At 73.6% G+C, this 22,991-nt stretch carries 23 protein-coding genes; 11 read left to right on the plus strand and 12 right to left on the minus strand.

The window, feature by feature from the left end; genetic code table 11:
* A complete protein-coding gene (locus ACA514_RS19585) occupies nt 1-474 on the minus strand; it encodes a MarR family winged helix-turn-helix transcriptional regulator (RefSeq protein ID WP_375042612.1) in 474 nt (157 codons plus the stop codon).
* An 83-nt stretch (nt 475-557) separates the two neighbouring features.
* Between ACA514_RS19585 and ACA514_RS19590 the strand changes: the two genes are divergently transcribed.
* The 4 genes from ACA514_RS19590 to ACA514_RS19605 all read left to right on the plus strand — a co-directional run bounded on the left by ACA514_RS19590 (nt 558) and on the right by ACA514_RS19605 (nt 4,429).
* Complete coding sequence (locus ACA514_RS19590) at nt 558-1,469, plus strand: SDR family NAD(P)-dependent oxidoreductase (protein ID WP_375042613.1); 912 nt, start codon at nt 558-560, stop codon at nt 1,467-1,469.
* 16 nt (nt 1,470-1,485) lie between these two features.
* Nucleotides 1,486-2,367, plus strand: coding sequence for an amidohydrolase family protein (locus ACA514_RS19595; RefSeq protein ID WP_375042643.1), 882 nt, complete (start codon nt 1,486-1,488; stop codon nt 2,365-2,367).
* Nucleotides 2,364-2,819: a MaoC family dehydratase gene (locus ACA514_RS19600; RefSeq protein WP_375042614.1), complete on the plus strand. Its 456-nt coding sequence runs from the start codon at nt 2,364-2,366 to the stop codon at nt 2,817-2,819. Before ACA514_RS19595 ends, ACA514_RS19600 begins: the two co-directional genes overlap by 4 nt.
* An 83-nt stretch (nt 2,820-2,902) precedes the next feature.
* Nucleotides 2,903-4,429: a long-chain fatty acid--CoA ligase gene (locus ACA514_RS19605; RefSeq protein WP_375042615.1), complete on the plus strand. Its 1,527-nt coding sequence runs from the start codon at nt 2,903-2,905 to the stop codon at nt 4,427-4,429.
* A 1-nt stretch (nt 4,430) separates the two neighbouring features.
* Here the strand turns inward: ACA514_RS19605 and ACA514_RS19610 are convergent, their stop codons facing one another.
* From ACA514_RS19610 to ACA514_RS19640, 7 genes are read right to left on the minus strand one after another with little or no spacing between them, the layout of a single operon-like run.
* Nucleotides 4,431-5,180 (minus strand): SDR family NAD(P)-dependent oxidoreductase, encoded by a 750-nt coding sequence (locus ACA514_RS19610; protein WP_375042616.1) that lies wholly within the window; start codon nt 5,178-5,180, stop codon nt 4,431-4,433.
* The gene (locus ACA514_RS19615) at nt 5,177-6,112 is read right to left on the minus strand and encodes a fumarylacetoacetate hydrolase family protein (RefSeq protein WP_375042617.1); all 936 of its coding nucleotides are present in this window, start codon (nt 6,110-6,112) and stop codon (nt 5,177-5,179) included. Before ACA514_RS19615 ends, ACA514_RS19610 begins: the two co-directional genes overlap by 4 nt.
* 15 nt (nt 6,113-6,127) lie before the next feature.
* Complete coding sequence (locus ACA514_RS19620) at nt 6,128-7,066, minus strand: VOC family protein (protein ID WP_375042618.1); 939 nt, start codon at nt 7,064-7,066, stop codon at nt 6,128-6,130.
* Entirely contained in the window at nt 7,066-8,067 is a 1,002-nt protein-coding gene (locus tag ACA514_RS19625) for an amidohydrolase family protein (protein ID WP_375042619.1), read from the minus strand. Before ACA514_RS19625 ends, ACA514_RS19620 begins: the two co-directional genes overlap by 1 nt.
* Nucleotides 8,064-9,191: an FAD-dependent oxidoreductase gene (locus ACA514_RS19630; protein WP_375042620.1), complete on the minus strand. Its 1,128-nt coding sequence runs from the start codon at nt 9,189-9,191 to the stop codon at nt 8,064-8,066. Before ACA514_RS19630 ends, ACA514_RS19625 begins: the two co-directional genes overlap by 4 nt.
* Nucleotides 9,192-9,198: 7 nt before the next feature.
* Complete coding sequence (locus tag ACA514_RS19635) at nt 9,199-10,158, minus strand: cyclase family protein (protein ID WP_375042621.1); 960 nt, start codon at nt 10,156-10,158, stop codon at nt 9,199-9,201.
* A complete protein-coding gene (locus ACA514_RS19640) occupies nt 10,158-11,153 on the minus strand; it encodes a fumarylacetoacetate hydrolase family protein (protein WP_375042622.1) in 996 nt (331 codons plus the stop codon). Before ACA514_RS19640 ends, ACA514_RS19635 begins: the two co-directional genes overlap by 1 nt.
* A 104-nt stretch (nt 11,154-11,257) precedes the next feature.
* On the opposite strand from ACA514_RS19640, the gene ACA514_RS19645 reads away from it, so the two are divergent.
* From ACA514_RS19645 to ACA514_RS19655, 3 genes are all read left to right on the plus strand, one after another.
* Nucleotides 11,258-12,184, plus strand: coding sequence for a LysR family transcriptional regulator (locus ACA514_RS19645; protein ID WP_375042623.1), 927 nt, complete (start codon nt 11,258-11,260; stop codon nt 12,182-12,184).
* Between the two features lie 75 nt (nt 12,185-12,259).
* On the plus strand, nt 12,260-12,634 hold the full coding sequence (locus tag ACA514_RS19650; RefSeq protein ID WP_375042624.1) for a BlaI/MecI/CopY family transcriptional regulator: 375 nt from the start codon (nt 12,260-12,262) through the stop codon (nt 12,632-12,634).
* 184 nt (nt 12,635-12,818) lie between these two features.
* Nucleotides 12,819-15,590: a CDP-glycerol glycerophosphotransferase family protein gene (locus tag ACA514_RS19655; protein WP_375042625.1), complete on the plus strand. Its 2,772-nt coding sequence runs from the start codon at nt 12,819-12,821 to the stop codon at nt 15,588-15,590.
* Between the two features lie 27 nt (nt 15,591-15,617).
* Here the strand turns inward: ACA514_RS19655 and ACA514_RS19660 are convergent, their stop codons facing one another.
* Nucleotides 15,618-16,559: an alpha/beta hydrolase gene (locus tag ACA514_RS19660; RefSeq protein WP_375042626.1), complete on the minus strand. Its 942-nt coding sequence runs from the start codon at nt 16,557-16,559 to the stop codon at nt 15,618-15,620.
* Between the two features lie 2 nt (nt 16,560-16,561).
* Nucleotides 16,562-17,320, minus strand: a complete 759-nt coding sequence (locus ACA514_RS19665) for a glucose 1-dehydrogenase (protein ID WP_375042627.1) — start codon at nt 17,318-17,320, stop codon at nt 16,562-16,564.
* 109 nt (nt 17,321-17,429) lie between these two features.
* On the opposite strand from ACA514_RS19665, the gene ACA514_RS19670 reads away from it, so the two are divergent.
* Entirely contained in the window at nt 17,430-18,050 is a 621-nt protein-coding gene (locus ACA514_RS19670; RefSeq protein WP_375042628.1) for a PadR family transcriptional regulator, read from the plus strand.
* Here the strand turns inward: ACA514_RS19670 and ACA514_RS19675 are convergent, their stop codons facing one another.
* Entirely contained in the window at nt 18,051-19,676 is a 1,626-nt protein-coding gene (locus tag ACA514_RS19675; protein ID WP_375042629.1) for a FadD3 family acyl-CoA ligase, read from the minus strand.
* Between the two features lie 115 nt (nt 19,677-19,791).
* Here ACA514_RS19675 and ACA514_RS19680 point away from each other — a divergent pair, with 115 nt between their 5' ends.
* Entirely contained in the window at nt 19,792-20,313 is a 522-nt protein-coding gene (locus ACA514_RS19680) for a flavin reductase family protein (protein WP_375042630.1), read from the plus strand.
* A 28-nt stretch (nt 20,314-20,341) separates the two neighbouring features.
* On the opposite strand, the gene ACA514_RS19685 is transcribed toward ACA514_RS19680, so the two are convergent.
* Complete coding sequence (locus ACA514_RS19685; protein ID WP_375042631.1) at nt 20,342-20,989, minus strand: PadR family transcriptional regulator; 648 nt, start codon at nt 20,987-20,989, stop codon at nt 20,342-20,344.
* 99 nt (nt 20,990-21,088) lie between these two features.
* On the opposite strand from ACA514_RS19685, the gene ACA514_RS19690 reads away from it, so the two are divergent.
* Both ACA514_RS19690 and ACA514_RS19695 read left to right on the plus strand, forming a co-directional pair.
* The gene (locus ACA514_RS19690; protein WP_375042632.1) at nt 21,089-22,240 is read left to right on the plus strand and encodes an LLM class flavin-dependent oxidoreductase; all 1,152 of its coding nucleotides are present in this window, start codon (nt 21,089-21,091) and stop codon (nt 22,238-22,240) included.
* Entirely contained in the window at nt 22,237-22,971 is a 735-nt protein-coding gene (locus tag ACA514_RS19695; protein ID WP_375042633.1) for a glucose 1-dehydrogenase, read from the plus strand. Before ACA514_RS19690 ends, ACA514_RS19695 begins: the two co-directional genes overlap by 4 nt.
* Nucleotides 22,972-22,991: the final 20 nt, after the last annotated feature.

The following is a 22,991-nucleotide window of genomic DNA, read 5'->3' on the forward strand; positions in this document are numbered from 1 at the left end:
TCAGGACAGGGCGCGCCAGGTGTCGGTGAGGGTGTCGCGGAACTGTCCCACCTGCCGGGCCGTCAGGTCGCGGATCATGTGCCGTTCGAGTGCGCGGATCGGGCCCGCGAGGCCGTCCAGCAGGGCGCGGCCGGCGGGGGTGAGCAGGATCAGCAGCTCGCGCCGGTTGGCGGGGTTGCGCTCGCGGCGGACTAGGCCGCGCGTCTCCAGGGCGCGGACCATGTCGGCCATCGACTGCGCGGTGACGAACGAGTCGCGGGCGAGCTGGGCGGCCGACAGGCCGTCGTGCCGCTCCAGCACGGTGAGCGCCGTGTACTGCAGCGCGGTGATGCCGGCCGGCTTCACCAGTTCCTCCAGCCGCGACCGGACGAGCAGCTCCAGCCGCTTGACCAGGTAGAGCAGCGACGGCGGCGCCTTGCCGTCGGACGGCTCCGGCGGGCCGGCGGTCATCGGCTCTCCCTCGTCGCGGTGCACGGGTCCAGGGTAGGGCATTGACAGGAAACCTGTTGAATGTGAACACTGGCCATCAACAGGATTCCTGTCGATTGTGGGGAGCTATGGAACTGGACGGGAAGGTCGTCGTCGTCACCGGGAGCGGGCGCGGCCTCGGCCTCGCCTACGCCGAGGCCCTGGCGGCCGCCGGCGCCTCGGTCGTGGTCAACGACGTGGACCGGGACGCGGTCGACGCGGCGGTCGGCAAGATCACCGCGGCGGGCGGCACCGCGACCGGGGTGGTGGCGGCGGTCGGCGGCACCGCGGCCGCCGACGAGCTGGTCGGCACGGCCGTCCGGGAGTTCGGGCGGCTGGACGTGCTGGTCACCAACGCGGGCATCCTGCGCGACCGGGTGCTGTGGAAGATGACCGACGAGGACTTCGACGACGTCGTCCGGGTCCACCTGCGCGGCACCTTCACCTGCGCCCGCGCCGCGGCGGCGCGGATGCGCGAGCAGGGCACGGGCGGGCGGATCATCCTGATCTCGTCCCCGGCCGGGCAGCGCGGCAACTTCGGCCAGACCAACTACGCGGCGGCCAAGGCCGGCATCGCGGCGATGGCCCGCACGTGGGCGATGGAGCTGGCCCGGGCGGGCGTCACCGTGAACGCGGTCGTGCCGGTCGCGGCGACCGAGATGACCAAGACGATCCCCGCGTTCGGCCCGGTCATCGAGGAGTCCGAGCGCACGGGCGCGCCGCTGCCGGACTGGCTGCGCAAGGACGAGGGCCTCGGCACCGTCGAGGACGTCACCGGGCTGATCACGTTCCTGGCCTCGGACGCGTCCAAGGACGTCACCGGGCAGGCGATCGGCATCGGCGGCGACCGGCTGGCGCTGTGGGCCCACCCGAAGGAGAAGGCGGTGGCGTTCGCCGACGGCGGCTGGAGCGCCGAGGCGATCGCCGAGCAGTGGAGCACGGGCGTGGGCGCCGAGCCCGAGACCTACGGCATGCCCGCCCCCAAGGCACCGGAGGGCTGACATGGCCGACCTGACGATCGACGTCGAGGCGCTGACCGCCATCGACGTCCACACCCACGCCGAGGTCAGCAAGGACGGGCACGGCTCGCTCAGCCCGGAGCTGTTCGGCGCGTCCGAGGAGTACTTCAAGGCGCACGGGCACCGGCAGCCGACCATCGAGGAGATGGCCGCCTACTATCGCGAGCGGCGCATGGCGGCCGTCGTCTTCACCGTCGACGCCGAGCACGCCACCGGGTGGCCGCGCATCTCCAACGAGGAGGTCGCCGAGGGCTGCGCCGAGCACCCGGACGTCCTCATCCCGTTCGCCAGCATCGACCCGCACAAGGGGAAGGCGGGCGTGCGCGAGGCGCGGACGCTGGTCGAGCAGTACGGGGTGCGCGGGTTCAAGTTCCACCCGAGCATCCAGGGCTTCGCGCCCAACGACCCGATCGCCTATCCGCTGTACGAGGCGATCGAGGAGCTGGGCGTCCCGGCGCTGTTCCACACCGGGCAGACCGGCATCGGCGCGGGCGTCCCGGGCGGCGGGGGCATCCGGCTGAAGTACTCCAACCCGATGCTCGTGGACGACGTCGCGGTCGACTTCCCCGAACTGCGGATCATCCTGGCGCACCCGTCCTTCCCCTGGCAGGACGAGGCCCTCGCGGTCGCCAACCACAAGCCGTACGTGTACATCGACCTGTCCGGGTGGTCGCCGAAGTACTTCCCGCCGCAGCTCGTCCGGTACGCCAACAGCCTGCTGAAGGACAAGGTGCTGTTCGGCTCGGACTACCCCGTCATCACCCCGGACCGCTGGCTCGCCGACTTCGCGAAGCTGGAGATCAAGCCCGAGGTCCGCCCGAAGATCCTCAAGGACAACGCCGCCCGCCTGCTCGGGCTCACCGGCAAGGAGAACGCATGATCACCGCCAACGGGCTCGCCGAGATCAGGGCCCTGGCCGGCAAGGACCTCGGCCACAGCGCCTGGCTCGACATCACCCAGGACCGGGTGAACACCTTCGCCGACGCCACCGACGACCACCAGTGGATCCACACCGACCCCGAGAAGGCCAAGGACGGCCCGTTCGGCGCCGCCATCGCGCACGGCTACCTGACGCTGTCGCTGGTCATCCCGCTGTTCAACGACCTGCTCGGCATCCAGGGCACGAAGATGAGCATCAACTACGGTCTGGAGAAGGTCCGCTTTCCCAGCCCCGTCAAGGTCGGCGCCCGGATCCGGCTCGCCGGGAAGGTCGCCGAGGTGACCGACGTCGCGGGCGACGGCGTGCAGATGGTGTGCGACTTCACCGTCGAGATCGACGGCGAGGCCAAGCCCGCCTGCGTCGCCCAGGCCGTCTACCGCCACTACGCCTGACCCGCCCCACCCCGCCCGGCCCGCCCGGTCGACCGCGCGGCCGGCCGTCCGCACACGCTGCTCAGCAAGAGGAGTGAAACACCGTGCTCAACGCAGGACTCGGGGGATGGCCGGCCAGGCGGGCCGTGATGTCGCCCGGTCGCACCGCCTTCCTCTACCAGGGACGGCCGACGACGTTCGGGGAGGTGCACGACCGGACGGCCCGGCTCGCCGGGCGGCTGCGCGCCGCCGGCGTCGGCAAGGGCGACCGGGTCGCCTACCTCGGGCCGAACCATCCGGCGTTCGCCGAGACGATGTTCGCCGCGCACGTCCTCGGCGCCGTCTTCGTCCCGCTGAACTTCCGGCTGGCCGCGCCGGAGATCGACTACATGCTCGGCCACAGCGGCGCGTCCGTGCTGGTCTACGCGCCCGAGTGCGAGCCGGTCGTCCGCGCGGCCGAGCGGACGCCGGGCACCGTCGTGGCGGTCGGCGAGCCCGCCGACGGCGAACTCGCCTACGAGGAGTGGATCGCGTCCGGCGACGCGACCCCGATCGACACCGAGGTCACCCTCGACGACGTCGCGTGCATCCTCTACACCTCCGGCACCACCGGGCGTCCCAAGGGCGCGATGCTCACCCACGGGAACCTGGTGTGGAACTGCTACAACCTCCTCGTCGGCGTGGACGTCGCCGGTGACGAGGTGACCCTGGTCAGCGCGCCGCTGTTCCATGTGGCGGCGCTCAACCAGTGCCTGCTGCCCACGTTCCTCAAGGGCGGATGCTCGGTCATCATGCCATCGTGGGACGTCGACGCGTGCTTCGACCTCATCGCGCGGCACCGCGTCACCTGGATGTTCGGGGTCACCGCGATGTTCGCCGCGCTCGCGCAGTCGCCGCGGTGGGACGGCGCGGACCTGTCGTCGGTCCGCAGCCTGATGTCCGGCGGGGCGCCCGTGCCCCCCTCGCTCATCCACACCTACCAGGAGCGCGGTCTCGTCTTCTGCCAGGGCTACGGCCTCACCGAGACCGCGCCGGGCGCGACGTTCCTCGAAGCGGCCGAGAGCGAGCGCAAGGCCGGGTCGGCGGGGGTGCCGGTGTTCTTCGCCGGCGTCCGGTGCGTCCGCCCCGACCTGACGGACGTGGAGCCCGGCGAGCCCGGCGAGGTCCTCGTCAAGGGGCCGAACGTGACGCCGGGCTACTGGAACGCCCCGGACGCCACCGCGTCCGCGTTCACCGACGACGGCTGGTTCCGCTCGGGCGACATCGCCCACGTCGATTCCGAGGGCTACTTCTACATCGTCGACCGGGTGAAGGACATGTTCATCTCCGGCGGCGAGAACGTGTACCCCGCCGAGGTGGAGGCGGCGGTCTTCGAGCATCCGGCCGTCGCCGAGGTCGCGGTGATCGGCGTGCCGGACGCCAGGTGGGGCGAGGTGGGCCGCGCGTTCGTGGTCACCGCGCCCGGCGCCGCCCTCGACCTCGCCGACCTGCGGACGTTCCTCGCCGGCCGGCTGGCCAAGTACAAGATCCCCGTGTACCTGGACGTGGTCGACGACCTGCCCCGCACCGGCTCCAACAAGGTCCAGAAGGCACGCCTCCGCGACCGCCCCCTCCCGCCCGCCGCCCGTTGACTCAGCGAAGGGCGTCGGAGATGGGCTTGGCGCCGCCGTGGGCGGTGTAGCCGCCGTCGACGGGGATCTCGGCGCCGCTGATGTAGGACGCCTCGTCGGAGACGAGGAACACGACGAGCGGGGCGACCTCGTCGGCGGTGCCGGGCCGCCCGAGCGGCGTCTGCGCGTCGTTCGCCTCGCGGAACGCCGCCGGGGCGGACGCGGTCATCGGCGTCTCGATGAATCCGGGGTGGACGGTGTTGACGCGGATCCCGGCGCGTCCCAGCTCCGTGCACGCCGTCGCCGACAGCCCGCGCAGCGCCCACTTGCTGGCGGTGTAGGCGACCGGGTAGTGGCCGGTCAGCCCGGCGGCGGACCCGACGTTGACGATCGACGCCCCGGGCTGCATCAGCGGCGCGAGGTGCTGGATGCCGAGCAGCGCGCCCGTGACGTTGACGCGGTGCACCCGCTCCCAGTCGGCCACGGTGACCTCGCCGAGGCGGGCCCGCCAGGTGACGCCCGCGTTGTTGACCAGGCCGTCCACGCGGCCGTGGGTGTCGCGGAGCCAGGCGGCGAGGCCGGCCCAGCCGGTTTCGGACGTCACGTCGAGCCGCCGGTAGACGGCGCCGTCCGGAAGGCCGGCGGGCGCGTCGTCCGCGAGGTCGGTGGCGATGACGGTGGCGCCCTCGCGGGCCAGGGCGGCGGCCTCCGCCGCGCCCTGGCCCTGCGCGGCGCCGGTCACCACGACGACCTTCCCGGCGACCCGGCTCACGGGCGTTCCCGGGTCCGCTTGCGCGCGCGCGGGATCGGGACGGGCGCGGCCCCCGGGACGATCGTGTTGGAGACCGTGCCGATGCCCTCGACGGTGAGCGTGACGGTGTCGCCGGGCTTCAGCGGCGGCGGCTTCTGCTCGCCGCCGCGCCCCCACAGTTCGGCGAGGCAGCCGCCGTTGCCGCAGGTCCCCGAGCCGAGGACGTCGCCGGGACGCAGCCGGGCGCCCCGCGAGGCGTAGGCGACGAGGTCGTCGAACGGCCAGCCCATGTTGGACAGCAGGTCGCGGCCGACGACCTCGCCGTTGACCTCGGCGGTCAGGCCGAGCCGCAGGAACCCGTCCGCGTCGCGGTAGCGCTCCAGCTCGTCGGCGGTGACCAGCCACGGCCCGAGGGTGGTGGCGAAGTCCTTGCCCTTGCAGGGGCCGAGCCCGACCTGCATCTCGCGGGACTGCAGGTCGCGCGCCGACCAGTCGTTGAAGATCGTGTAACCGAAGACGTGGTCGCGCGCCTGCTCGGGCGACAGGTCGGCGCCCGCGCGCCCGATGACCGCCGCGACCTCCAACTCGAAGTCGAGGGCCCGGCAGCCGGGCGGCAGCGGGACGTCGTCGTGCGCGCCGACCATGGCGTGCGGGTTGGAGAAGTAGAACGTCGGCGCGTCGTACCAGGCGTCCGGGACGCCGGACACGCCGTCCACCGCCTTCCGGACGCCCTCGACGTGCTCCTCGAACGCGACGAAGTCCCGCACGGACGGCGGCTCGATCGGCGGCAGCAGCCGGACGTCCGCCAGCGGCACGGCCGGCCCCGTCTCCGGAACCGAACCCGAGGCGACGACGTCGAGCAGGTCGGTGCCGTCCGGGAACGGCAGCACCCGATCGTCTTCCACGGCGCCGCAGCGGCGGACGCCCTGGTGCAGGTAGGTGGCGAGTCGCATGGGGCTCCTAGCGGGTCAGACCGGCGGGGCGACGAACACGCCGCGGTCGGGGTCGTTGAACGACTCCTTGGCGATCAGCTCGTTCATCGGGTTGGCGGTGCCCCACTGGTCGGTGACGTCGGGGTCGGAGAAGTCGTACAGGTGCGGGTGCCAGGCGTCCTCGTCGAGGGTCTCCAGCTCGGTCGTGTACTCGATGGTGTTGCCGTGCGGGTCCAGGAAGTACGAGAAGGTGTTGTCGCCCGCCTTGTGGCGTCCCGGCCCCCAGATCATCCGCACTCCCGCGCGCAGCAGCCGGCCGGTGCCGAACATGTACTCGTCCAGGCCGCGCATCTCGAACGACACGTGGTGCAGGGACGTGTGCGGGCCCTTCGCGATCGCCATGCTGTGGTGCTGCGGGTTGCAGCGCATGAAGTGCATGACCTTGCCCATGTGCGGGGACGTCAGCGTGTCGCTGAGCGCGAAGTCCAGGTGCGTCTCGTACCAGGCGCGGGTGGCGTCGAGGTCGGGGGCGTTCAGCACGACGTGCGACAGCCGGACCGGGACCGCCTCGCGCTCCTCCAGCTTGCGGTGCTCGCGGACGGCGACGTCCGCCGAAACCTCGACCGTGCGGCCGTCGATGTCGAAGAACCGGAACCCGTAGCCGCCGCCGGGCGTGGCCAGCTTCCCGGGCTGGGCGACGATCGTGACGCCGGCCGCGCCGAGCCGCTCGGCGAGGGCGTCGACGTCGGCGGGCGAGGCGGCGCCGAACGACACCAGGTCGAGGCGCTTGTCGTCGGCCTTGCGGAGCCGGACGACGTACTGCTCCGGCGAGCCCTCGGCCGCCAGGAACGAGATGCCGGTGTCGCTCGCGACCTCGGTCAGGCCCCAGACGCCCGAGTAGAACTCGCGCTGCCGGTCGTAGTCGGGGACGGCGAGGTCCACGTGGCGAAGATGGGTGATGAGCCTTTCGGACATCAGTGCTCCTTGAGGTCGAAGAGGGCGACGGCGTTGCCGCCGCGCACGGCGTCCAGGTCGGGGCCGGGCGGCAGCGCGGCGCGCAGCCGGTCGAGCGGGTCGTCCACGCCCATGTCGAAGGGGTGGTCCGAGCCCATGACGACCTGGGACGCGCCCGCCGCCTCGATCAGCGCGCGCAGCGCCGCCGGCTCGTACACCAGCGAGTCGAACCAGATCCGCCGCAGGTAGCCGCTCGGCGGCTCGGCGCAGGTGCGGGACTCGGGACGCACCCGCCAGCCGTGGTCGGCGCGGCCGAGGTAGGTCGGCAGGTAGCCGCCGCCGTGCGCCGCGACGACCTTCAGGCCGGGGTGCCGGTCGAGCACGCCGGAGAAGATCAGATGCGAGAGCGCGACGGCGTTCTCGGTCGGCTGCCCGACGATGTTGGACAGGTAGAACCGGTCGAGCCGCTCGTCCAGCGTGCAGCCGAACGGATGCAGGAACACCACCGCGCCCGACTCGGCGGCCCGCGCCCACAGCGGCTCCAACTCCGGGTCCGACAGCTCCCGGCCGGGGGCGTGCGAAGAGATCTCGACGCCCTTCAACCCGAGCGACAGCGCGTGGTCGAGCGCCTCGACGGCGAGGTCCGGATGCTGGAGCGGGACGAGCCCGAGCCCGTGCAGCCGGTCGGCGGCCTGCGCGCAGTGCGCGGCGGTGGCCTCGTTCGCCATCCGGTACACCGTGCGGGCCAGGTCGGGCGCGGCCCAGTAGTGGTAGTGCGACGGCGACGGGCTGACGACCTGCACATCGACCCCGGCGGCGTCCATGTCGGCCAGCCGCGCCTCGATCCGCGTCAGCCGCTCGAACCGCTCGCCGATCATCTTGCCGCTGGCCTGCAACGACTCGGGGCCGTTGCGGCGCGCGTCCAGCTCCCGGTGCTCGGCGTGGCCGGGCGCGCCAGCGACGGTCTCCTCGATCTGCGGCAGCAGGACGTGCGCGTGCACGTCGACGGTGGGAATGTTCACGGGCGCTCGCTCACAATCGCGCTGATCCGGCCCATCAGGCCGGGGACGTCGGCATCGGGGGACGGGTTCAGCTGCCATTCCCCGAGTTGCACCGACGCCTCGACGACCGCTTTGGCGCGCTCGTACCGCCGGTCCATGAACGCGTCGAACAGCGCCTGGTCGAGACGGTCGGCGCCCAGCAGCAGTTCGGCGAGGACGGCGGCGTCCTCCAGGCACTGCGCCGCGCCCTGCGCGAGGGTGGGCGGGCACGCGTGCGCCGCGTCCCCGATCAGGACGGTGCGCCCCCGGTTCCACGGCCGGTCCACCAGCAGCGACTCGAACCAGGTGTAGTTGATCCGGTCCGGGTCGGTGATGTCGGCGCGGATCTCGTCCCAGGCGCCGCCGTAACCTTCGGCGAGCGCCCGCATGTGCGTCGGCTTGTCGGCGTCCGCGATCGACTCGCGGGGCCGCGCCTTCTCCACCAGGTAGGCGTACATGGTGTCGGGTCCGGTCGGGCAGTACCCGGCGATGAAGCACGGCCCGCCGTAGATCAGGTCGGTGCGCTCGACGTCCTTGGGGCGGCGGGTGTGGATCCGCCAGATGCCCATCCCGGTCGGCTTCGGCGACACGTCGATCCCGAGCAGCCCGCGCACCGCGGAGCGGATGCCGTCCGCGCCCACGACCAGGTCGTACGTGCCGGACGTCCCGTCGGAGAAGCGCGCGGTGACCCGGTCGCCGGAGTCGTCCAGCGCGGTGACCGTCAGGCCGAACCGCGTGGTCGCGCCCGCCTCCCGCACCGCGCCGGCGAGGACCGCCGCCAGCTCGGGGCGGTTCATGCCGAGCGTCGCGGGCAGGTCCGGGCCGCCGGTGCGGGCGTCGGGGATCTCCGCGATCAGGGTCCCGTCGGGGGCGCGCAGCCCCAGCACGTCGAAGGCGTACCCGGACGCGCTGAGCCGCTCCCACACGCCGAGGTCGCGCAGCACCCGCAGCGCGTTGCCCTGCAGCGTGATCCCCGAGCCGAGGGCGGTGATGTCCGGCTGGATCTCCGCGATGTCCACCGCGACGCCGCCCCGCGCCAGCAGGACGGCCAGCGCCGACCCGGCCGTGCCGCCCCCGACGATCAGGACGTTTCCGACTGCTGCCATGCCGACCTCACTTCACCGCGATGGGATTGACGGGGGAGCCGACCGCACCGGTGACCGGGATCGGCCCGGCGGTCAGCCAGAACTCGTACGCGCCGTCGGCCGCGCAGTCGGCGGCGAGGGCGTCCAGGTCCCAGAGCTCGCCGATCAGCAGGCCCATGTTCGGGATCGCGACCTGGTGCAGCGGCTGGAAGGCGTCGTCGAACTCGTTCGGCCGCACCTCGAACCCCCACGTGTCCGTGGCGATCGCCGCGATCTCCGTGCGGTGCAGCCAGCCGGCCGTGGTGAACGACAGGCCCGGCGCGGGACCGCCCGCGTAGTCGCCCCAGCCGTCCCGGCGCGCGCGCGTCAGCTGCCCGGTGCGGACGCACACGATGTCGCCGCGCCCGACCGTCACGCCGTGGGCGTCGATGGCGGCCTGGAGGTGCTCCTCGGTGATCGCGAAGCCGTCGGGCAGCTCACCGTCCTGCCCGGCGACGCGCCCCACGTCCAGCAGCACGCCGCGTCCGGAGACCGGCGCGGCCATGTGCTCGATGCCGGTGACCAGGTCGCCGTCGGACGTCACGACCTTCTCCGCCGGACGGCCGTTCCACGCCTTGCCGTGATCGAAGATGTGGCCGAGGCCGTCCCACTGGGTGGAGCACTGCAGCGGCATCGCGACGACGTCGTCCGCGCCGCCGATGCCGTGCGGGAAGCCCTGGTTGCCGAGCGCGGCGTCCGTCCCGGTGTCCAGCATCGTGTGGACGGGGTTGGTCCGGCGCCGCCAGCCCTTCTGCGGGCCGTTCATGTCGAACCGCTGCGACAGCGAGAACGACACGCCCCGCCGTACCAGCGCGGCGCCCTCGCGCCGCTTCGCCTCGTCGATGAAGTTCACGGTGCCGAGGACGTCGTCGTCGCCCCAGCGTCCCCAGTTGGAGTACTTGGCGGCGGCCTCGGCGATCGCGCCTTCGGGGTCGGACCGGTCGAGCATCACGCCTCCCCTGCGTCGGTGGATTCGGCGACACATCGGTTGCGCTGCGCGCCCAGGCCCGTGATCGAGCCCTCCATCACGTCGCCGGGCCGCAGCAGCCGGCCCCAGTGCATGCCGTTGCCGGCCGGGCTGCCGGTCAGGACCAGGTCGCCGGGCAGCAGCCGGACGGTCTGCGAGGCGTACGCCACCAGCCGCGCCACGCCGAAGATCATGTCCTTGGTGGACTCGTCCTGCATGGCGTCGCCGTTGAGGCGCAGCGTGACCCGCAGGTCGCCGGGGTCGCCGGCGAACGCCGACGGCACGAGGTACGGGCCGAGCGGGGTGAACGTCGGCGGGTTCTTCGCCCGCAGCCAGTCGGTGCCGATCTCCGGCATGTCCCGGCGGAACACCGCCTCGCGCGCCGTCAGGTCGTTCGCGATCGTGTAGGCCGCGACGTGCTCCAGCGCCTCGTCCTCGGACACCCGGTACGCCGGGCGGCCGATCACCGCGGCCAGCTCCAGCTCCCAGTCCGGCTTCTTGCACCAGCTCGGGATGACCACGTCGTCGTACGGGCCCGTCACCGACGACGGCAGCCCGATGAACATGTACGGCTGGTCCTCGGCCGCGCGCCTGTCCATCATCGCCGCGGTCTCCTCGCGCACCTGCTCGGCGGGCCGTCCGCCCTCCGGCTCGTGCGCCACCGCGAGGTCGATGACGTGGGTGCGGTAGTTGGCGCCCGACTGAAGGATCTGGCGCGGCTCGACGGGCGCGTGCACGGCCAGCCCGTCCAGGGGCAGCCATTCGCCGTCGGACTCCGCCGCGGCGTGCAGCAGGGGCAGGACGTCGTCCCAGTGCTCCAGCAGCGCGCGCGTCGAGGCCGCGCGGTCGCCCAGCGCCGGGACGGTGCGCAGGTCCAGGACCCGGCCGCCGGCGACCAGGCCGGCGAACCGCGGGCCGCCCCCGCGGGAGAAGGTGCCGACCGCGAACGGGCCGGACGGTTGCGCATGTGTTTCCACGAGGTTTCCTCTCGATATCTGCCCTAACCTTGGGACACCGGAGGGTGATCTGGGAAATAGATTCCTCGGATGGTGACCATCGACTTGAGTGATAGGTGGACGTCGTGAACCTGGCGAGCCTCGACCTCAACCTGCTCGTCGCGCTGCGCGCGCTGCTCGAAGAGCGCAACGTGACCCGCGCCGGGCAGCGCATCGGCCTGAGCCAGCCGGCCACCAGCGCCGCGCTCGCCCGGCTGCGCCATCACTTCGCCGACGACCTGCTCGTCAGGACGGGCAACGCCTACGAGCTGACCCCGCTCGGCACGGCCCTGCTGGTGCCCTGCGCGACCGCCTGCGGGCTGCTGGAGCGGCTGTTCACCAGCCGCGCCGAGTTCGACCCCGCCACCGAGCGCCGCGAGTTCACGATCATCGCCTCCGACTACGCGATCGCGGTGTTCGGCGCCGCGCTCGCCCGTGCGCTGCACGCCGCCGCGCCCGCGTCCCGGCTGGTGTTCCGGCAGGTCGGCCCGGAGATCACCGACAACACCGACGCGACGCTCAGCGCCGTCGACGGGCTGCTGATGCCGCACGGCGTGGTCAGCGGGTTCCCCACCGTCGAGCTGTACCGCGACGAATGGGTCTGCGTGATCGCCGACGACCATCCCGGCGTCGGCGACCGCATCACCATGGACGACCTGGCCGACCTGCCCTGGGCCGTCTACCAGAGCGTCTACGACGCGCCGGTCGCCCGCCAGCTCAGCATGTTCGGCCTCGAACCGCATGTGGAGGTGTCGGTGCAGAGCTTCCAGCTGCTGCCGAGCCTCGTCGCGGGCACCCGCCGCGTCGCCCTCATCCAGCGCCGCCTCGCCGACCTGGTGAGCCCGATCGCGGACGTCCGCGTCCTGCCGTGCCCGTTCGAGGCGGTGCCCGTCCAGGAGGCGCTGTGGTGGCACCCCGTCCACACCCAGGACGCGGCGCACATCTGGCTCCGCGAGACCGCCGCCCGAGTCGCCGCCGATCTCGGCACCGCCACCCCGCCCGCCCGTGCGTGACACCATGCCCCCATGGACGGGCCGGGGCCGGCCTTTCCACTGTCGGTGTCGTGATCCCGTGCGGATGGGGGCGGAGTGGGCGAGGACGGCCGGGGGCGGCGCCCGGCGGGGATGCTGGAGGACGCCGTGCTGGCCGTCCTGTGGGAGGGCGGGCGCCCGATGAGCCCCGCCGACGTGCAGGCCGTCCTGCCGGGGGAGCCCGCCTACACGACGGTGATGACGACGATGGCGCGGCTGGCCCGCAAGGGGCTGGCCACGCGCGAGCGCGCGGGGCGGGGGTTCGTGTACGCGGCGGCCGTCGACGAGGCGGGCCACACCGCCGCCGCGATGAACGAGCTGCTGCGCCGCCGCCGCGACCGCGGAGCGGTGCTGGCCCGGTTCGTCTCCGAGCTGGCGCCCGAGGACGAGGAACTGCTGCAGCGGCTGCTGCGCGAAGGCGGCGAGGACTGACCGGCGTGCCCGGCCCTACGCCCCCGCATATCCGGTGCACCCCCTCTGAAGTGGGGTTTCCGGCTGATTCGGGGGTATATCCCGGGCCCGGGTGAAGGGAGCCCGGCGCTGACGTTCCGATTACCCCCAGGCTTCTACCATCGCGGTAGTAGCCAGGTCGAGGAGCGAGGGGGCGGTGGGGCCGATGCCACCCGAACCCGACGTGACCGTCGTGGTGATCGTCTACAACGACGCGCCGCGGCTGCCGCGCGCCGTCCGCTCGGCGCTCGGGCAGTCGCTGCCCGGGGTCGAGGTCGTGATCGTCGACGACGCGAGCACCGACGCGACGCCCGCGGTCGCCGCCCGGCTGGCCGCCCGGGCCTCCGGCCGGGTGCGCGCCTTCACCCTCCCGGTGAACTCCGGCGGCTGCGGACGGCCGCGCAACGTCGGCCTCCGGCACGCCGAGGGCCGGTACGTGATGTTCCTCGACAGCGACGACACCCTCGACCGGCACGCCTGCCGGAACATGGTCGCCGCCGCCGACGGCACGGGTGCCGACCTGGTGTCGGGCCGCTGCGTCCGCGTCCTGCCCGACCGCGAGCACGTCTGGTACCCCCGGCTCTACCGGGAGAGCGCCGTCTACGACGGCATCCTCGACAACCCCGGCCTCCTCTACGACACGCTGGCGACCAACAAGTGCTACCGGCGCACGTTCCTCGACCGCGCCGGGCTGCGGTTCGCCGACCGGCTGCACTACGAGGACCTGCTGTTCAGCGCCCAGGCCTATCTCGGCGCCGACCGGATCGCCGTCATCCCGCACCGGGTCTACAACTGGCTGGTGGATCCGCGCGGCGGCGCCCTCTCGATCACCAACCGGCGCGCCGAGCTGAGCGGCTTCGCCGACCGGCTGGAGATCCACCGGCGCATCGACGCGGAACTGCGCGCGCACGGCGCGGACGAGCTCGCGCTGGTCAAGGACGTCAAGTTCGTCAACCACGACCTGCTGCTCTACCTGCGCGAGATGCGCAGCCGCGACCCCTGGCACCGCGAGGCGTTCGCCGGCCTGGCCCGGCCCTACCTCGCCGGGCTGGCCGACGCGGTGTTCGAGTCCGCCGAGAAGATGCCCGCGATCGCCGCGCTGATGATCCGCGAAGGCGACATCGAGGCGGCGCTCGCCGCCGCCGACCACGCGCCGAAGGGCGGCGGCCGGCCGGTCCTGTCGATCGCGCCCGCCGAACGGGACGGGCGCGTCTACTGGACCCGCGACCACCTCGGCACCGCGTCGGCCCGCCGCGTCCTGGACATCACCGGCCTCGGCGTGCACTCGGCGCCGCTCGGCGACCTGGTGCTCGGCGGACGGGTCACCGCGATGCGCCGCGACGGCAGGGCCCTGCGCATGTCGGGCACCGTCGTCAACCCGCTCGGCCGGATCCCCGAGGACGCCGAGCTGGGCGGCCGGCTGGAGATCCGCGACCGCCGCCGGCCCCGCCGCGCGTTCCGCGTGCCGGCGACCGTGCGCCGGGAGAACGGCCGGATCGCGTGGGAGACGGTGTTCCTCCCCTCCCGCGTGATCCGCCCGATCGGCCTGGTCGACCAGACGTGGGCGCTCTGGCTGCGGCTGACCGCCGGCGACACCGCGGTCGAGGTGCGGCTGACCTCCGAGGGCACCGCGCACTGCGGCCTCGCCGTGCCCGTCCGCCCCCGCCTGACCCGCGCCGCCGGCGACCGGCTGGAGGCCTACGTCGCCGCCACCGGCGAGCTCGCGCTGCGGATGGCGGCCGGGCGCTGGCCCGCCCGCGTCACCCTGCCCGCGCTGCGCCGGGTGGCCCGGACGGGCGCCGGGCGGCGCTGGTGGCGGCGGGCCGTCCGGGCCGAGCGCAGGCTGCGCGAGCGGTGCACCGCCCGCCGGACGAAGATCGCCGTGTTCAACCGGGTGCTGGTCCGGCTGCCGGTGCGCAAGGGCACGGTCGTCTTCGAGAGCCGCCTCGGCGCCCGCTACTGCGGCGACCCCAAGTACATCTACCGGGCGCTGCGCGACAGCGGCGCCCCCTACCGGGCCGTCTGGTCCTACCGCGACACCCGGCGCGGCTTCCCCGACGAGGCGCCGCTGGTCAAGCGCGGATCTTGGGCCTACTACCGCGCGCTCGCCCGCGCCGAGTTCTGGATCGACGACCGGAGCCTGCCCGGCGAGCTGAGAAAGCGCCCGCAGACCACCCACATTCAGGCGCAGGGCCCGGCGCCGGTACCGGTCGGCCCGGACGAGCCGTCCGCCGAGCCCGGCGCCGGGCGAGGCCGGTACGACCACGTCGTCGTCCGGTCCGAGCACGACGTCCGCGCGGCGGCGACCGCCCGGCCGCTGCGGACCGGCTGCCCGCGCAACGACCCGCTGATCAACGGCGGCGATCCGCGCGAGACGGCGGCGGTGCGGCGGCGCCTCGGGCTGTCCGGCGACCGCCGTTCCGTCGTGCTGTACGCGCCCGCGTTCCGCCCCGGCGAGGACGGCCGGCCCGCCAGGCCGTTCGAGGTCCCCTTCCCGCTGGAACGGTTCGCCCGGGAACTCGGCGACTCGCACGTCCTGCTCGTCCGCGCCCCCGGCCCCGGCACCGCCGTCGTCCCGCCCGGAATGGACGGCGCCGTGATCGACGCGGGGGCGGTGCACGACGTCGCGCCGCTGATGCTGTTGTCGGACGCGCTGGTCACCGACCATTCGCCGGTCCTGTTCGACTACGCGCTGCTGGACCGTCCGATGATCTTCTACACGCCGGACGCCGCGGGCCGCGCCGGCCCTCCGGCGCCGGAGCCCGGCCCGGTCGTCACCGGCGAGGACGCGCTGCTGGCCGTGCTCGCAGACCTGGACGGCGTCCGCCGCGAGCACGCCGCCGCCCGGCGCCGGTTCGCCGAGCGGCACGGCGAGTACGACACCGGAACCGCCGCCAAGGCGATCGTCGACCGGTTCTTCACCGGTGGCGGGCGATGACCGCGCGATTCACCGGTGTGTCACCGGCTACGGGGGCGGGACGGTGCCGAGCGCGGCGCGGAGCGCCTCCGTGGTCGCCCGCCGGGCCTCGACGGCGACGGGAAGGACGTGGTCGAGCCCGAAGAAGCCGTGGAAGGCCCCGTCGAACCGGCGGGCCTCCACCGGGACACCGGCCTCGGCCAGCCGCGCCGCGTACGCCTCTCCCTCGTCGCGCAGGGGATCACACTCGGCGGTGAGGACGAAGGCCGGCGGTAGATGGGACAGATCCCGGGCCCGCAGCGGTGAGGCGTACGGGTGGTCCGCGTCCGACGGGTCGGTGAGGTACTGCTCCCAGTACCAGCGCATGTGCGCCGCCGTCAGGAACCCGCCCTCGGCGTGCTCCCGATAGGACGCGGTGTCCTGCCCGGCGTCGGTCACGGGGTAGACCAGCAGCTGGAACGCGATCGGCGGACCCGCGTGGTCGCGGGCCGCGAGGCACGCGACCGCGGCGAGCGCGCCGCCCGCGCTGTCGCCCGCCACCGCCAGCCGGCCCGGGTCCCCGCCGAGCGCCGCCGCGTTCGCGTGCGCCCAGGCCACGGCGGCCCGCGCGTCCTCGACGGCGGCGGGGAACGGGTGCTCGGGCGCCAGCCGGTAGTCGACCGAGACCACGATCGTGCCGGCGCCGGACACGAGGATCCGGCAGAAGCGGTCGTGGCTGTCCAGCCCGCAGAGGGTGAAACCGCCGCCGTGGAAGAAGACGGTGACCGGGTGCGGGGCGGCGCCGTCCGGCCAGTAGATCCGGACGGGCGGGCCGGTGCCGCCGAGGACGCGGTCCTCGGTGCGGGCGACGGGGACCGGTGCGAGGTCGGGACGGGGCGCGGCGGCCAGCAGCCGCCGCGCCTGCGCCGCATCGGTGACCTCGGCGCCGATCGCGGGGAAGCCCGCCGTCATCGCGGCGGCGATCCTCTGCGCGCGGGGGGCGAGGGGCATGGTCAGCCGGCTGCCTGCGCCATCATCACGACCTCGCCGGCCGTCCAGCCGCCGTCCACCGCGAGCTCGGCGCCGGTCACGTAGGCCGCCGCGTCCGAGACCAGGAAGGACACCGCCTCGCCGATCTCCGCGGGCACGCCGACCCGGCCGAGGGCGGCGAGCGGGAAGCCGCCCTCGCCCTGCGTGGCGTGCTCGGCGGTCATCGGCGTGTAGGTCATGCCGGGGTGCACGGAGTTGACCCGGATCCGGTGCCGGCCCAGCTCCGTCGCGGCGATCTTGGTGAGGCCGCGCACGCCCCACTTGGACGCGCCGTACCCGGAGGTCAGCGGCAGCGCGGTCAGCCCGGCGGCGGAGGAGATGTTGACGATCGAGCCGCCGCCCGCCGCCTTCATCGGCTCGATGACCGCCTGCAGGCCGAGGAACACCCCGAACAGATTGATCTTGAGCACCTTCTCGAAGTACTCCGGGGACTCGTTCTCGATCAGCGAGTTCGACGCGATCCCGGCGTTGTTGACCAGCCCGTCGATCCGGCCGTAGGCGTCGAGCGCCGCCGCGGTGACGGCCTGCCAGCCGTCCCGGTCGGTGACGTCGTGCCGGACGAACAGCCCGCCGACCTCGGCCGCGGTCCCGGTGCCCGGCTCCTCCAGCAGGTCGGTGACGACGATCTTCGCGCCGTCCCGCGCCATCCGCGCGGCGGCCGCGGCGCCCAGCCCGCGGGCCCCGCCCGTGACGATCACTACCTTGTCCTGCAGTCCGGACATGATTCTCTCCCTGCTCTGACGTGCGCTTTCCTCACAACATATTCCAATTTGGAACATCTTCGTCGGGCGGTGACGTGCCAGGCGCCCGCGGATGGCTACGCTGGGCGCCATGGCGCTGCCCTCCGAACCGTCCGGTGAACGGCTGCCCGCCACGGCCTGGGCCGTGCTCGGCATCCTGTCCTTCGGCGAGGGGCTGACCGGCTACGAGATCCGCCAGTGGGCCGAGCACATCCTGCGGTTCTTCTACTGGAGCCCCGCGATGAGCCAGATCTACACCGAGCTCAAGCGGCTGGAACGCGTCGGATACGCCGAGTCCCGCATGGGCACCGCGGCCGACGGCCGGTCCCGGCGCGTCTACACCATCACCCCGGCCGGACGCGACGCGCTCGCCGGCTGGGTCGAGCGGGCGCCGGTCGAGCCGCCCGTCCTCAAGCACGGGACGGCCCTGCGCGTGTGGCTCGGGCACCTGGCCACCCCCGAGCGGCTGCGGCAGATCGTGACCGAGCACCGCGACGACGCCCAGCGGCTGCTGGAGGAGGCGGAGTACTCCCGCACGTACGCCGCGTCCGTCTCCGGCTGGGCCTACCCCGAGCTGGTGGCGCGCTGGGCGACCCGCTACTACGCCGCCGAACGCGACCTGGCCGACCAGATGCTCGCCGACCTGGACGAACTGCTCGCGTCCGGGCGGGCCGTCCCGCCGGCCGGCACGCCCACGCAGGCCCCCGGCTGATCACGCCCGCGCCCGCAGCCGCCGCTTGACGACCTTCCCGCTCGCGTTGCGGGGCAGCTCGCCGACGACGTGGAAGTGCCGGGGCACCTTGAAGTTGGCGAGCCGCTCGCGCAGCCAGCCGGCCAGCTCCCCACGGTCGATCCGCTCGCCGTCCCGCAGCACCAGGAAGGCCGCGCCGACCTCGCCGAGCCGCGCGTCCGGCACCCCGACGACCGCCGCGTCCGCGACCGCCGGATGCCGGACGAGCACGCTCTCGATCTCCGCCGGGTAGGCGTTGAAGCCGCCGACCACGAACATGTCCTTGAGCCGGCCGGTGACGGTCAGGTAGCCGCGCTCGTCCAGCCGCCCGCAGTCGCCGGTGCGCAGCCAGCCGCCGGAGTCGATCGCCTGCGCGGTGGCGTCCGGATCGTCCAGGTAGCCCTTCATGACGTTGTAGCCGCGGACCAGGATCTCGCCGGTCCCGCCGGGCGGCAGCGGCCGGCCGTCCGCCCCGGCGATCCGGATCTCGGTGCCGGGCAGCGCGGGGCCGGTGGTGCGCGCGACGGTCTCGGCGTCGGCGTCCACCGGGCAGACCGACGCCACGCCGCACGCCTCGCTCAGCCCGTAGGCGGTGAACACGTCCGGCACCCCGAGGTCGGTGCGGATCCGGCGGACGAGGCCGACCGGCACGTCGGCCGCGCCGGTCCCCGCCAGCCGCACCGCGTGCGGGGGCCGGCCGGGCAGCGCGAGCAGCGCGGAGAAGACCGTCGGCGGGCCCATCAGGACGGTGACCCGCTCGCCGGCCAGCCGGCGGGCCGCGCGCTCCGCGTCGAACACCGCCTCCGGCAGCATCGTCGCGCCGTTCAGCAGGCACGCCAGCACGCCCGCCTTGTAGCCGAAGGTGTGGAAGAACGGGTTGATCAGCAGGTACCGGTCGCCGGGCCGGAGCGTGGCGACCTCGCTCCAGGCCCGGAAGACCCGGAGCGTCTGGCCGTGCGTCGACATCGCGCCCTTGGGCCGTCCGGTGGTGCCGGAGGTGAAGACGATGTCGCAGACGTCGCCGGGACGGACCTGCCCGGCCCGCTCGCGCGCCTCGCCGGCGCTGACGCCGGCGCCGCCCGCGAGGTGGCCGGCCCAGCTCACGGCGGTCCCGTCCGGCTCGCCCGCCAGCAGCACGACCAGGCGCAGATCGGGCAGCTCGGCGCCTGACCCGGCCAGCATCGCCGGGTAGTCGTTGCCGAGGAACCCGCGCACGGTGAACAGCGCGGCCGCGCGGCTGCGGCGCAGGATGTCGGCGGCCTCGGCCGCCCGGTAGCGGGTGTTGAGCGGCACCAGCACCGCGCCCGCGCTCACCAGCCCGAGCGCCGCGACGATCCACTCCGCGCTGTTGGGCGCCCAGATCGCCACCCGGTCGCCGGGCCGGACGCCGGCGCCGATCGCCGCCCGCGCCGACGCCTCGACATCGGTTCCGAGCTGCGCGAACGTCCGCCGGACCGGGCCCTGCGCGGTCTCGGCCGCCAGCGCCTCGCGGTCGCCGTGGACGCGGGCGGCGTGCCGGACGAGCGCGGGGATCGTGGCGGGGGCCGGCTCGGCCGGCAGGTCGGGCGGCAGGTCGGGCGGCAGGTCGGGCGGCAGGTCGGGCGGCATGGTCTGCTCCTTCGGGCCGGACGGGGGAGCCGGGCGCCTTGACATGGAACCACAGGGATGCTTCTAATCGGAATGTTTCTATTAGAAATATATCGGTTCGATGTATGGAGGGCGCATGGCGGCGCACGCGGTGACGGACGGGACGGCGGCGCGCGCGGGCGCGGGCCCGGTGCCGGGGGAGCGGATGCGCCGGGTCCTCGGCGCGTTCTGCACGGGAGTCGTGGTGGTCACGGCCATGGACGGGGACGAGCCGGTCGGCATGGCCTGCCAGTCGTTCTCGTCGCTGTCCCTGGACCCGCCCCTGGTCTGCTTCTGCCCGGGCGCGGCGTCCACCACCTGGCCGCGCGTGCGCGCGGCCGGCCGGTTCGCGGTGAACGTGCTCGCCGCGGACCAGGGCGGGCTGTGCCGGGCGATGGCGGGCCGGGACAAGTTCGCCGGCGTCGCCTGGACGCCGGGCCCGGGCGGCTCGCCGCTGCTGGACGGCGCACTCGCCTGGATCGAGGCCGACATCGAGCGGGAGCTGCCCGGCGGCGACCACTCGATCGTGGTCGGCCGGGTCCGGGACCTGGCCGCCGTCCGCGCCGCCCGGCCGCTGCTGTTCTTCCGCGGCACCTTCGGTCATTTGCTCGCGAGGTGAGCGCGGTGCGGCGGCGGGCCGCCCGGTGTTAGCGCTTCGCGGACCCGGCGGCGAGTTCGTCCAGGTCGGCGAGCATCTGGCGGGTGAGCTCCCGCTCGGCCTCGTAGTAGCGCTGGGACCAGCGCAGCACCAGCTCCGGGTACGCCCACTCGGCGACCTCGGCGGCGCCCCCGGCGTCGGCCGCCGCGCGCCGGCTCATCTTCTCGGCGTAGTCGCCGTGCTGTTCGAGGATCTCGCGGAGCCGGGCCGGTTCCATCAGGTGGCCGAGCCAGGTGCGGAGCATCACGCCGTGCTTGAGGACGGGCGGCTCGACCGGCGCCTCGCGCGCCCAGCGCGACACCGCGGCCATGCCCTCCTCGGTGATCGCGTAGACGCGCTTGCCCCGGGTGCTCTCGGTCAGCTCGACGCGGGACGTGGCGAACCCGAGCCTCTCCAGCCGCTTCAGCTCGCCGTAGATCTGGCTGTAGGAGGGGCTCCAGTAGAAGAACTTCAGGCTCCAGTCGGCCCACTTCTTCAGGTCGTAGCCCGACAGCTCCTCGCCGAAGGACAGCAGCCCGAGCACGGCCCAGCTGGTCGGCGGGAGGTTCGGCGCCCCGTCCTTCGGCGCCCCGTCCTTCGCCACCTCGTCCTTCGCCGTGCCGCGCGTCGCCCTGCCCTTCGGTGCCGTGTCGCTCACCCGGCCAGCGTACTGGTCGCCGCATGCCGGACGGTCATGTGGCGGCACGGCAATATATCTGTTAGGAATATTTCGAATCGGAATAACTGGAGGACCCCGATGCAGTTCTCGATGATCTTCGAGGCCCAGCTGGCGAACCCCACCCCCGAACGCGAGCGGCAGTTGCTGCTCGACAGCGTCGACCAGGCCGTCCACGGCGAGGAGATGGGCTTCGACCGCGTCTGGGCCGTGGAGCACCACGGGCTGGAGCGCTACGCCCACATGACCGCGTCCGAGGTCTTCCTCAGCTGGGTCGCGGCGCGGACGTCCCGGATCCGCATCGGGCACGGCGTGATCTGCATGCCGTTCAACTACAACCACCCCGTCCGGGTGGCCGAGCGGGTCGGCATGCTGGACGCGCTGTCGGGCGGCCGGCTCGACGTCGGCGGCGGGCGCGGCTCCACCCGGATGGAGATGGGGATGTACGGCGTCGAGCCGTCCGCGACCTACCCGCAGATGGAGGAGTCGCTGCGCTTCCTCGCCAACGCGTGGCGCAAGGACGAGGTCGACTGGCACACCGACCTGCTGGACGTCGGCCCGGCGAAGATCCTGCCGCGTCCCGTGCAGACGCCGCACCCGCCGCTCTACATGGCCTGCTCGAAGCGCGACACCGTCAGGCTCGCCGCCGCGCTCGGCGTCGGCGCGCTGGTGATGGGCTTCGCCGGGCCCGAGGAGGTCAAGGAGATGTACGACCTCTACTGGGACACCGTCCGCACCCGCACCCCGGAGCGGCTCGTCACCACCGACACCACGGACAGGTTCGTGGCGCTGTGCCCGACGATCGTGCTGGACGACGGCGACCGCGCCCTGCGCATCGGCGCGCGCGGCCAGCGGTTCTTCGCCGAGTCCATCGCGCACTGGTACGGCCACGGCCCCGCACCGGCCGAGGACACCGAGGACGACGACAACATCGCCGCGCTCGCCCGCGACAAGGAGGCGCTGGTCGCCAAGCTCAACGAGGCGAACATCCCGGCGCGCCCGCAGGACACCGGCACCTTCAACGCCGAGCACGCTTACGGCACCGCCGAGGACGCGATCGAGTACGTCCAGCGGCTCGCCGGCATCGGAGTGGACGAGATCATGTGCCTGATCCAGATGGGCACCGTCCCGCAGGAGGTGTGCATGGAGACGATCCGGCAGTGGGGCGAGACGGTCATCCCGCACTTCCGCGCCGCCGAGCGCGCCGCCGAGCGGGCCGGGTCTCGCGGATGAGGCTCGACGGGAAGGTCGCGGTCGTCACCGGCGCCGCGCGCGGGCAGGGCGAGGCCGAGGCGCGGATGTTCGCCGGGGCCGGGGCCCGTGTCGTGCTCACCGACGTCCTGGAAGCCGAGGGCGCGGCGGTGGCGGAGTCCCTCGGGGACGCCGCCCGGTTCGTCCGGCACGACGTGACGTCGTCCGGCGACTGGGAGCGGGTCGTCGCCGTTGCCGCAGAGGCGTTCGGCGGCGTGGACGTGCTGGTCAACAACGCCGCCGTCTGGCGCACCGCCCCGGTCGCCGGCGAGACCCGCGAGAACTTCGAGGAGATCCTGCGGACCAACCTCGTCGGCCCGTTCCTCGGCATCCAGGCCGTGGTGCCCGCGATGCGCGAACGAGGCGGCGGCTCGATCGTGAACATCTCCTCGACGGCCGGCCTGCGCGGCATCCGCGGCCATTCCGCCTACGGAGCGAGCAAGTTCGGGCTGCGCGGTCTGACCCTCTCGGCGGCGCTCGACCTGGGCGCCGACGGCATCCGCGTCAACTCCGTCCACCCCGGCGTGATCGACACCCCGATGATCGCGAGCATCGGCGTCGAGCGCGGCGCCGGAAAGGCGCCACGCGTCCCGCTGGGCCGGGCCGGCATCCCCGAGGACGTCGCGGGCCTCGTCCTCTTCCTCGCCTCGGACGCCTCCGCCTACATCACCGGCGCCGAACTCGCCGTAGACGGCGGCCTGAGCACCGGCTGACCCCGTCCGTCTCGTTGACG

It is taken from the genome of Actinomadura sp. NTSP31, from assembly GCF_041951385.1.
Classification (GTDB): Bacteria; Actinomycetota; Actinomycetes; order Streptosporangiales; family Streptosporangiaceae; genus Spirillospora; species Spirillospora napierensis.

Excerpts from the sequence above, each read along its gene's own strand:
- ACA514_RS19690 (WP_375042632.1), top strand. The coding sequence starts at position 21,089 with ATGCAGTTCTCGATGATCTTCGAGGCCCAGCTGGCGAACCCCACCCCC.
- ACA514_RS19660 (WP_375042626.1), bottom strand. The coding sequence starts at position 16,559 with ATGCCCCTCGCCCCCCGCGCGCAGAGGATCGCCGCCGCGATGACGGCG.
- ACA514_RS19600 (WP_375042614.1), top strand. The coding sequence starts at position 2,364 with ATGATCACCGCCAACGGGCTCGCCGAGATCAGGGCCCTGGCCGGCAAG.
- ACA514_RS19670 (WP_375042628.1), top strand. The coding sequence starts at position 17,430 with ATGGCGCTGCCCTCCGAACCGTCCGGTGAACGGCTGCCCGCCACGGCC.
- ACA514_RS19630 (WP_375042620.1), bottom strand. The coding sequence starts at position 9,191 with ATGGCAGCAGTCGGAAACGTCCTGATCGTCGGGGGCGGCACGGCCGGG.
- ACA514_RS19590 (WP_375042613.1), top strand. The coding sequence starts at position 558 with ATGGAACTGGACGGGAAGGTCGTCGTCGTCACCGGGAGCGGGCGCGGC.
- ACA514_RS19635 (WP_375042621.1), bottom strand. The coding sequence starts at position 10,158 with ATGCTCGACCGGTCCGACCCCGAAGGCGCGATCGCCGAGGCCGCCGCC.
- ACA514_RS19665 (WP_375042627.1), bottom strand. The coding sequence starts at position 17,320 with ATGTCCGGACTGCAGGACAAGGTAGTGATCGTCACGGGCGGGGCCCGC.
- ACA514_RS19675 (WP_375042629.1), bottom strand. The coding sequence starts at position 19,676 with ATGCCGCCCGACCTGCCGCCCGACCTGCCGCCCGACCTGCCGCCCGAC.
- ACA514_RS19655 (WP_375042625.1), top strand. The coding sequence starts at position 12,819 with ATGCCACCCGAACCCGACGTGACCGTCGTGGTGATCGTCTACAACGAC.
- ACA514_RS19615 (WP_375042617.1), bottom strand. The coding sequence starts at position 6,112 with ATGCGACTCGCCACCTACCTGCACCAGGGCGTCCGCCGCTGCGGCGCC.
- ACA514_RS19620 (WP_375042618.1), bottom strand. The coding sequence starts at position 7,066 with ATGTCCGAAAGGCTCATCACCCATCTTCGCCACGTGGACCTCGCCGTC.
- ACA514_RS19680 (WP_375042630.1), top strand. The coding sequence starts at position 19,792 with ATGGCGGCGCACGCGGTGACGGACGGGACGGCGGCGCGCGCGGGCGCG.
- ACA514_RS19695 (WP_375042633.1), top strand. The coding sequence starts at position 22,237 with ATGAGGCTCGACGGGAAGGTCGCGGTCGTCACCGGCGCCGCGCGCGGG.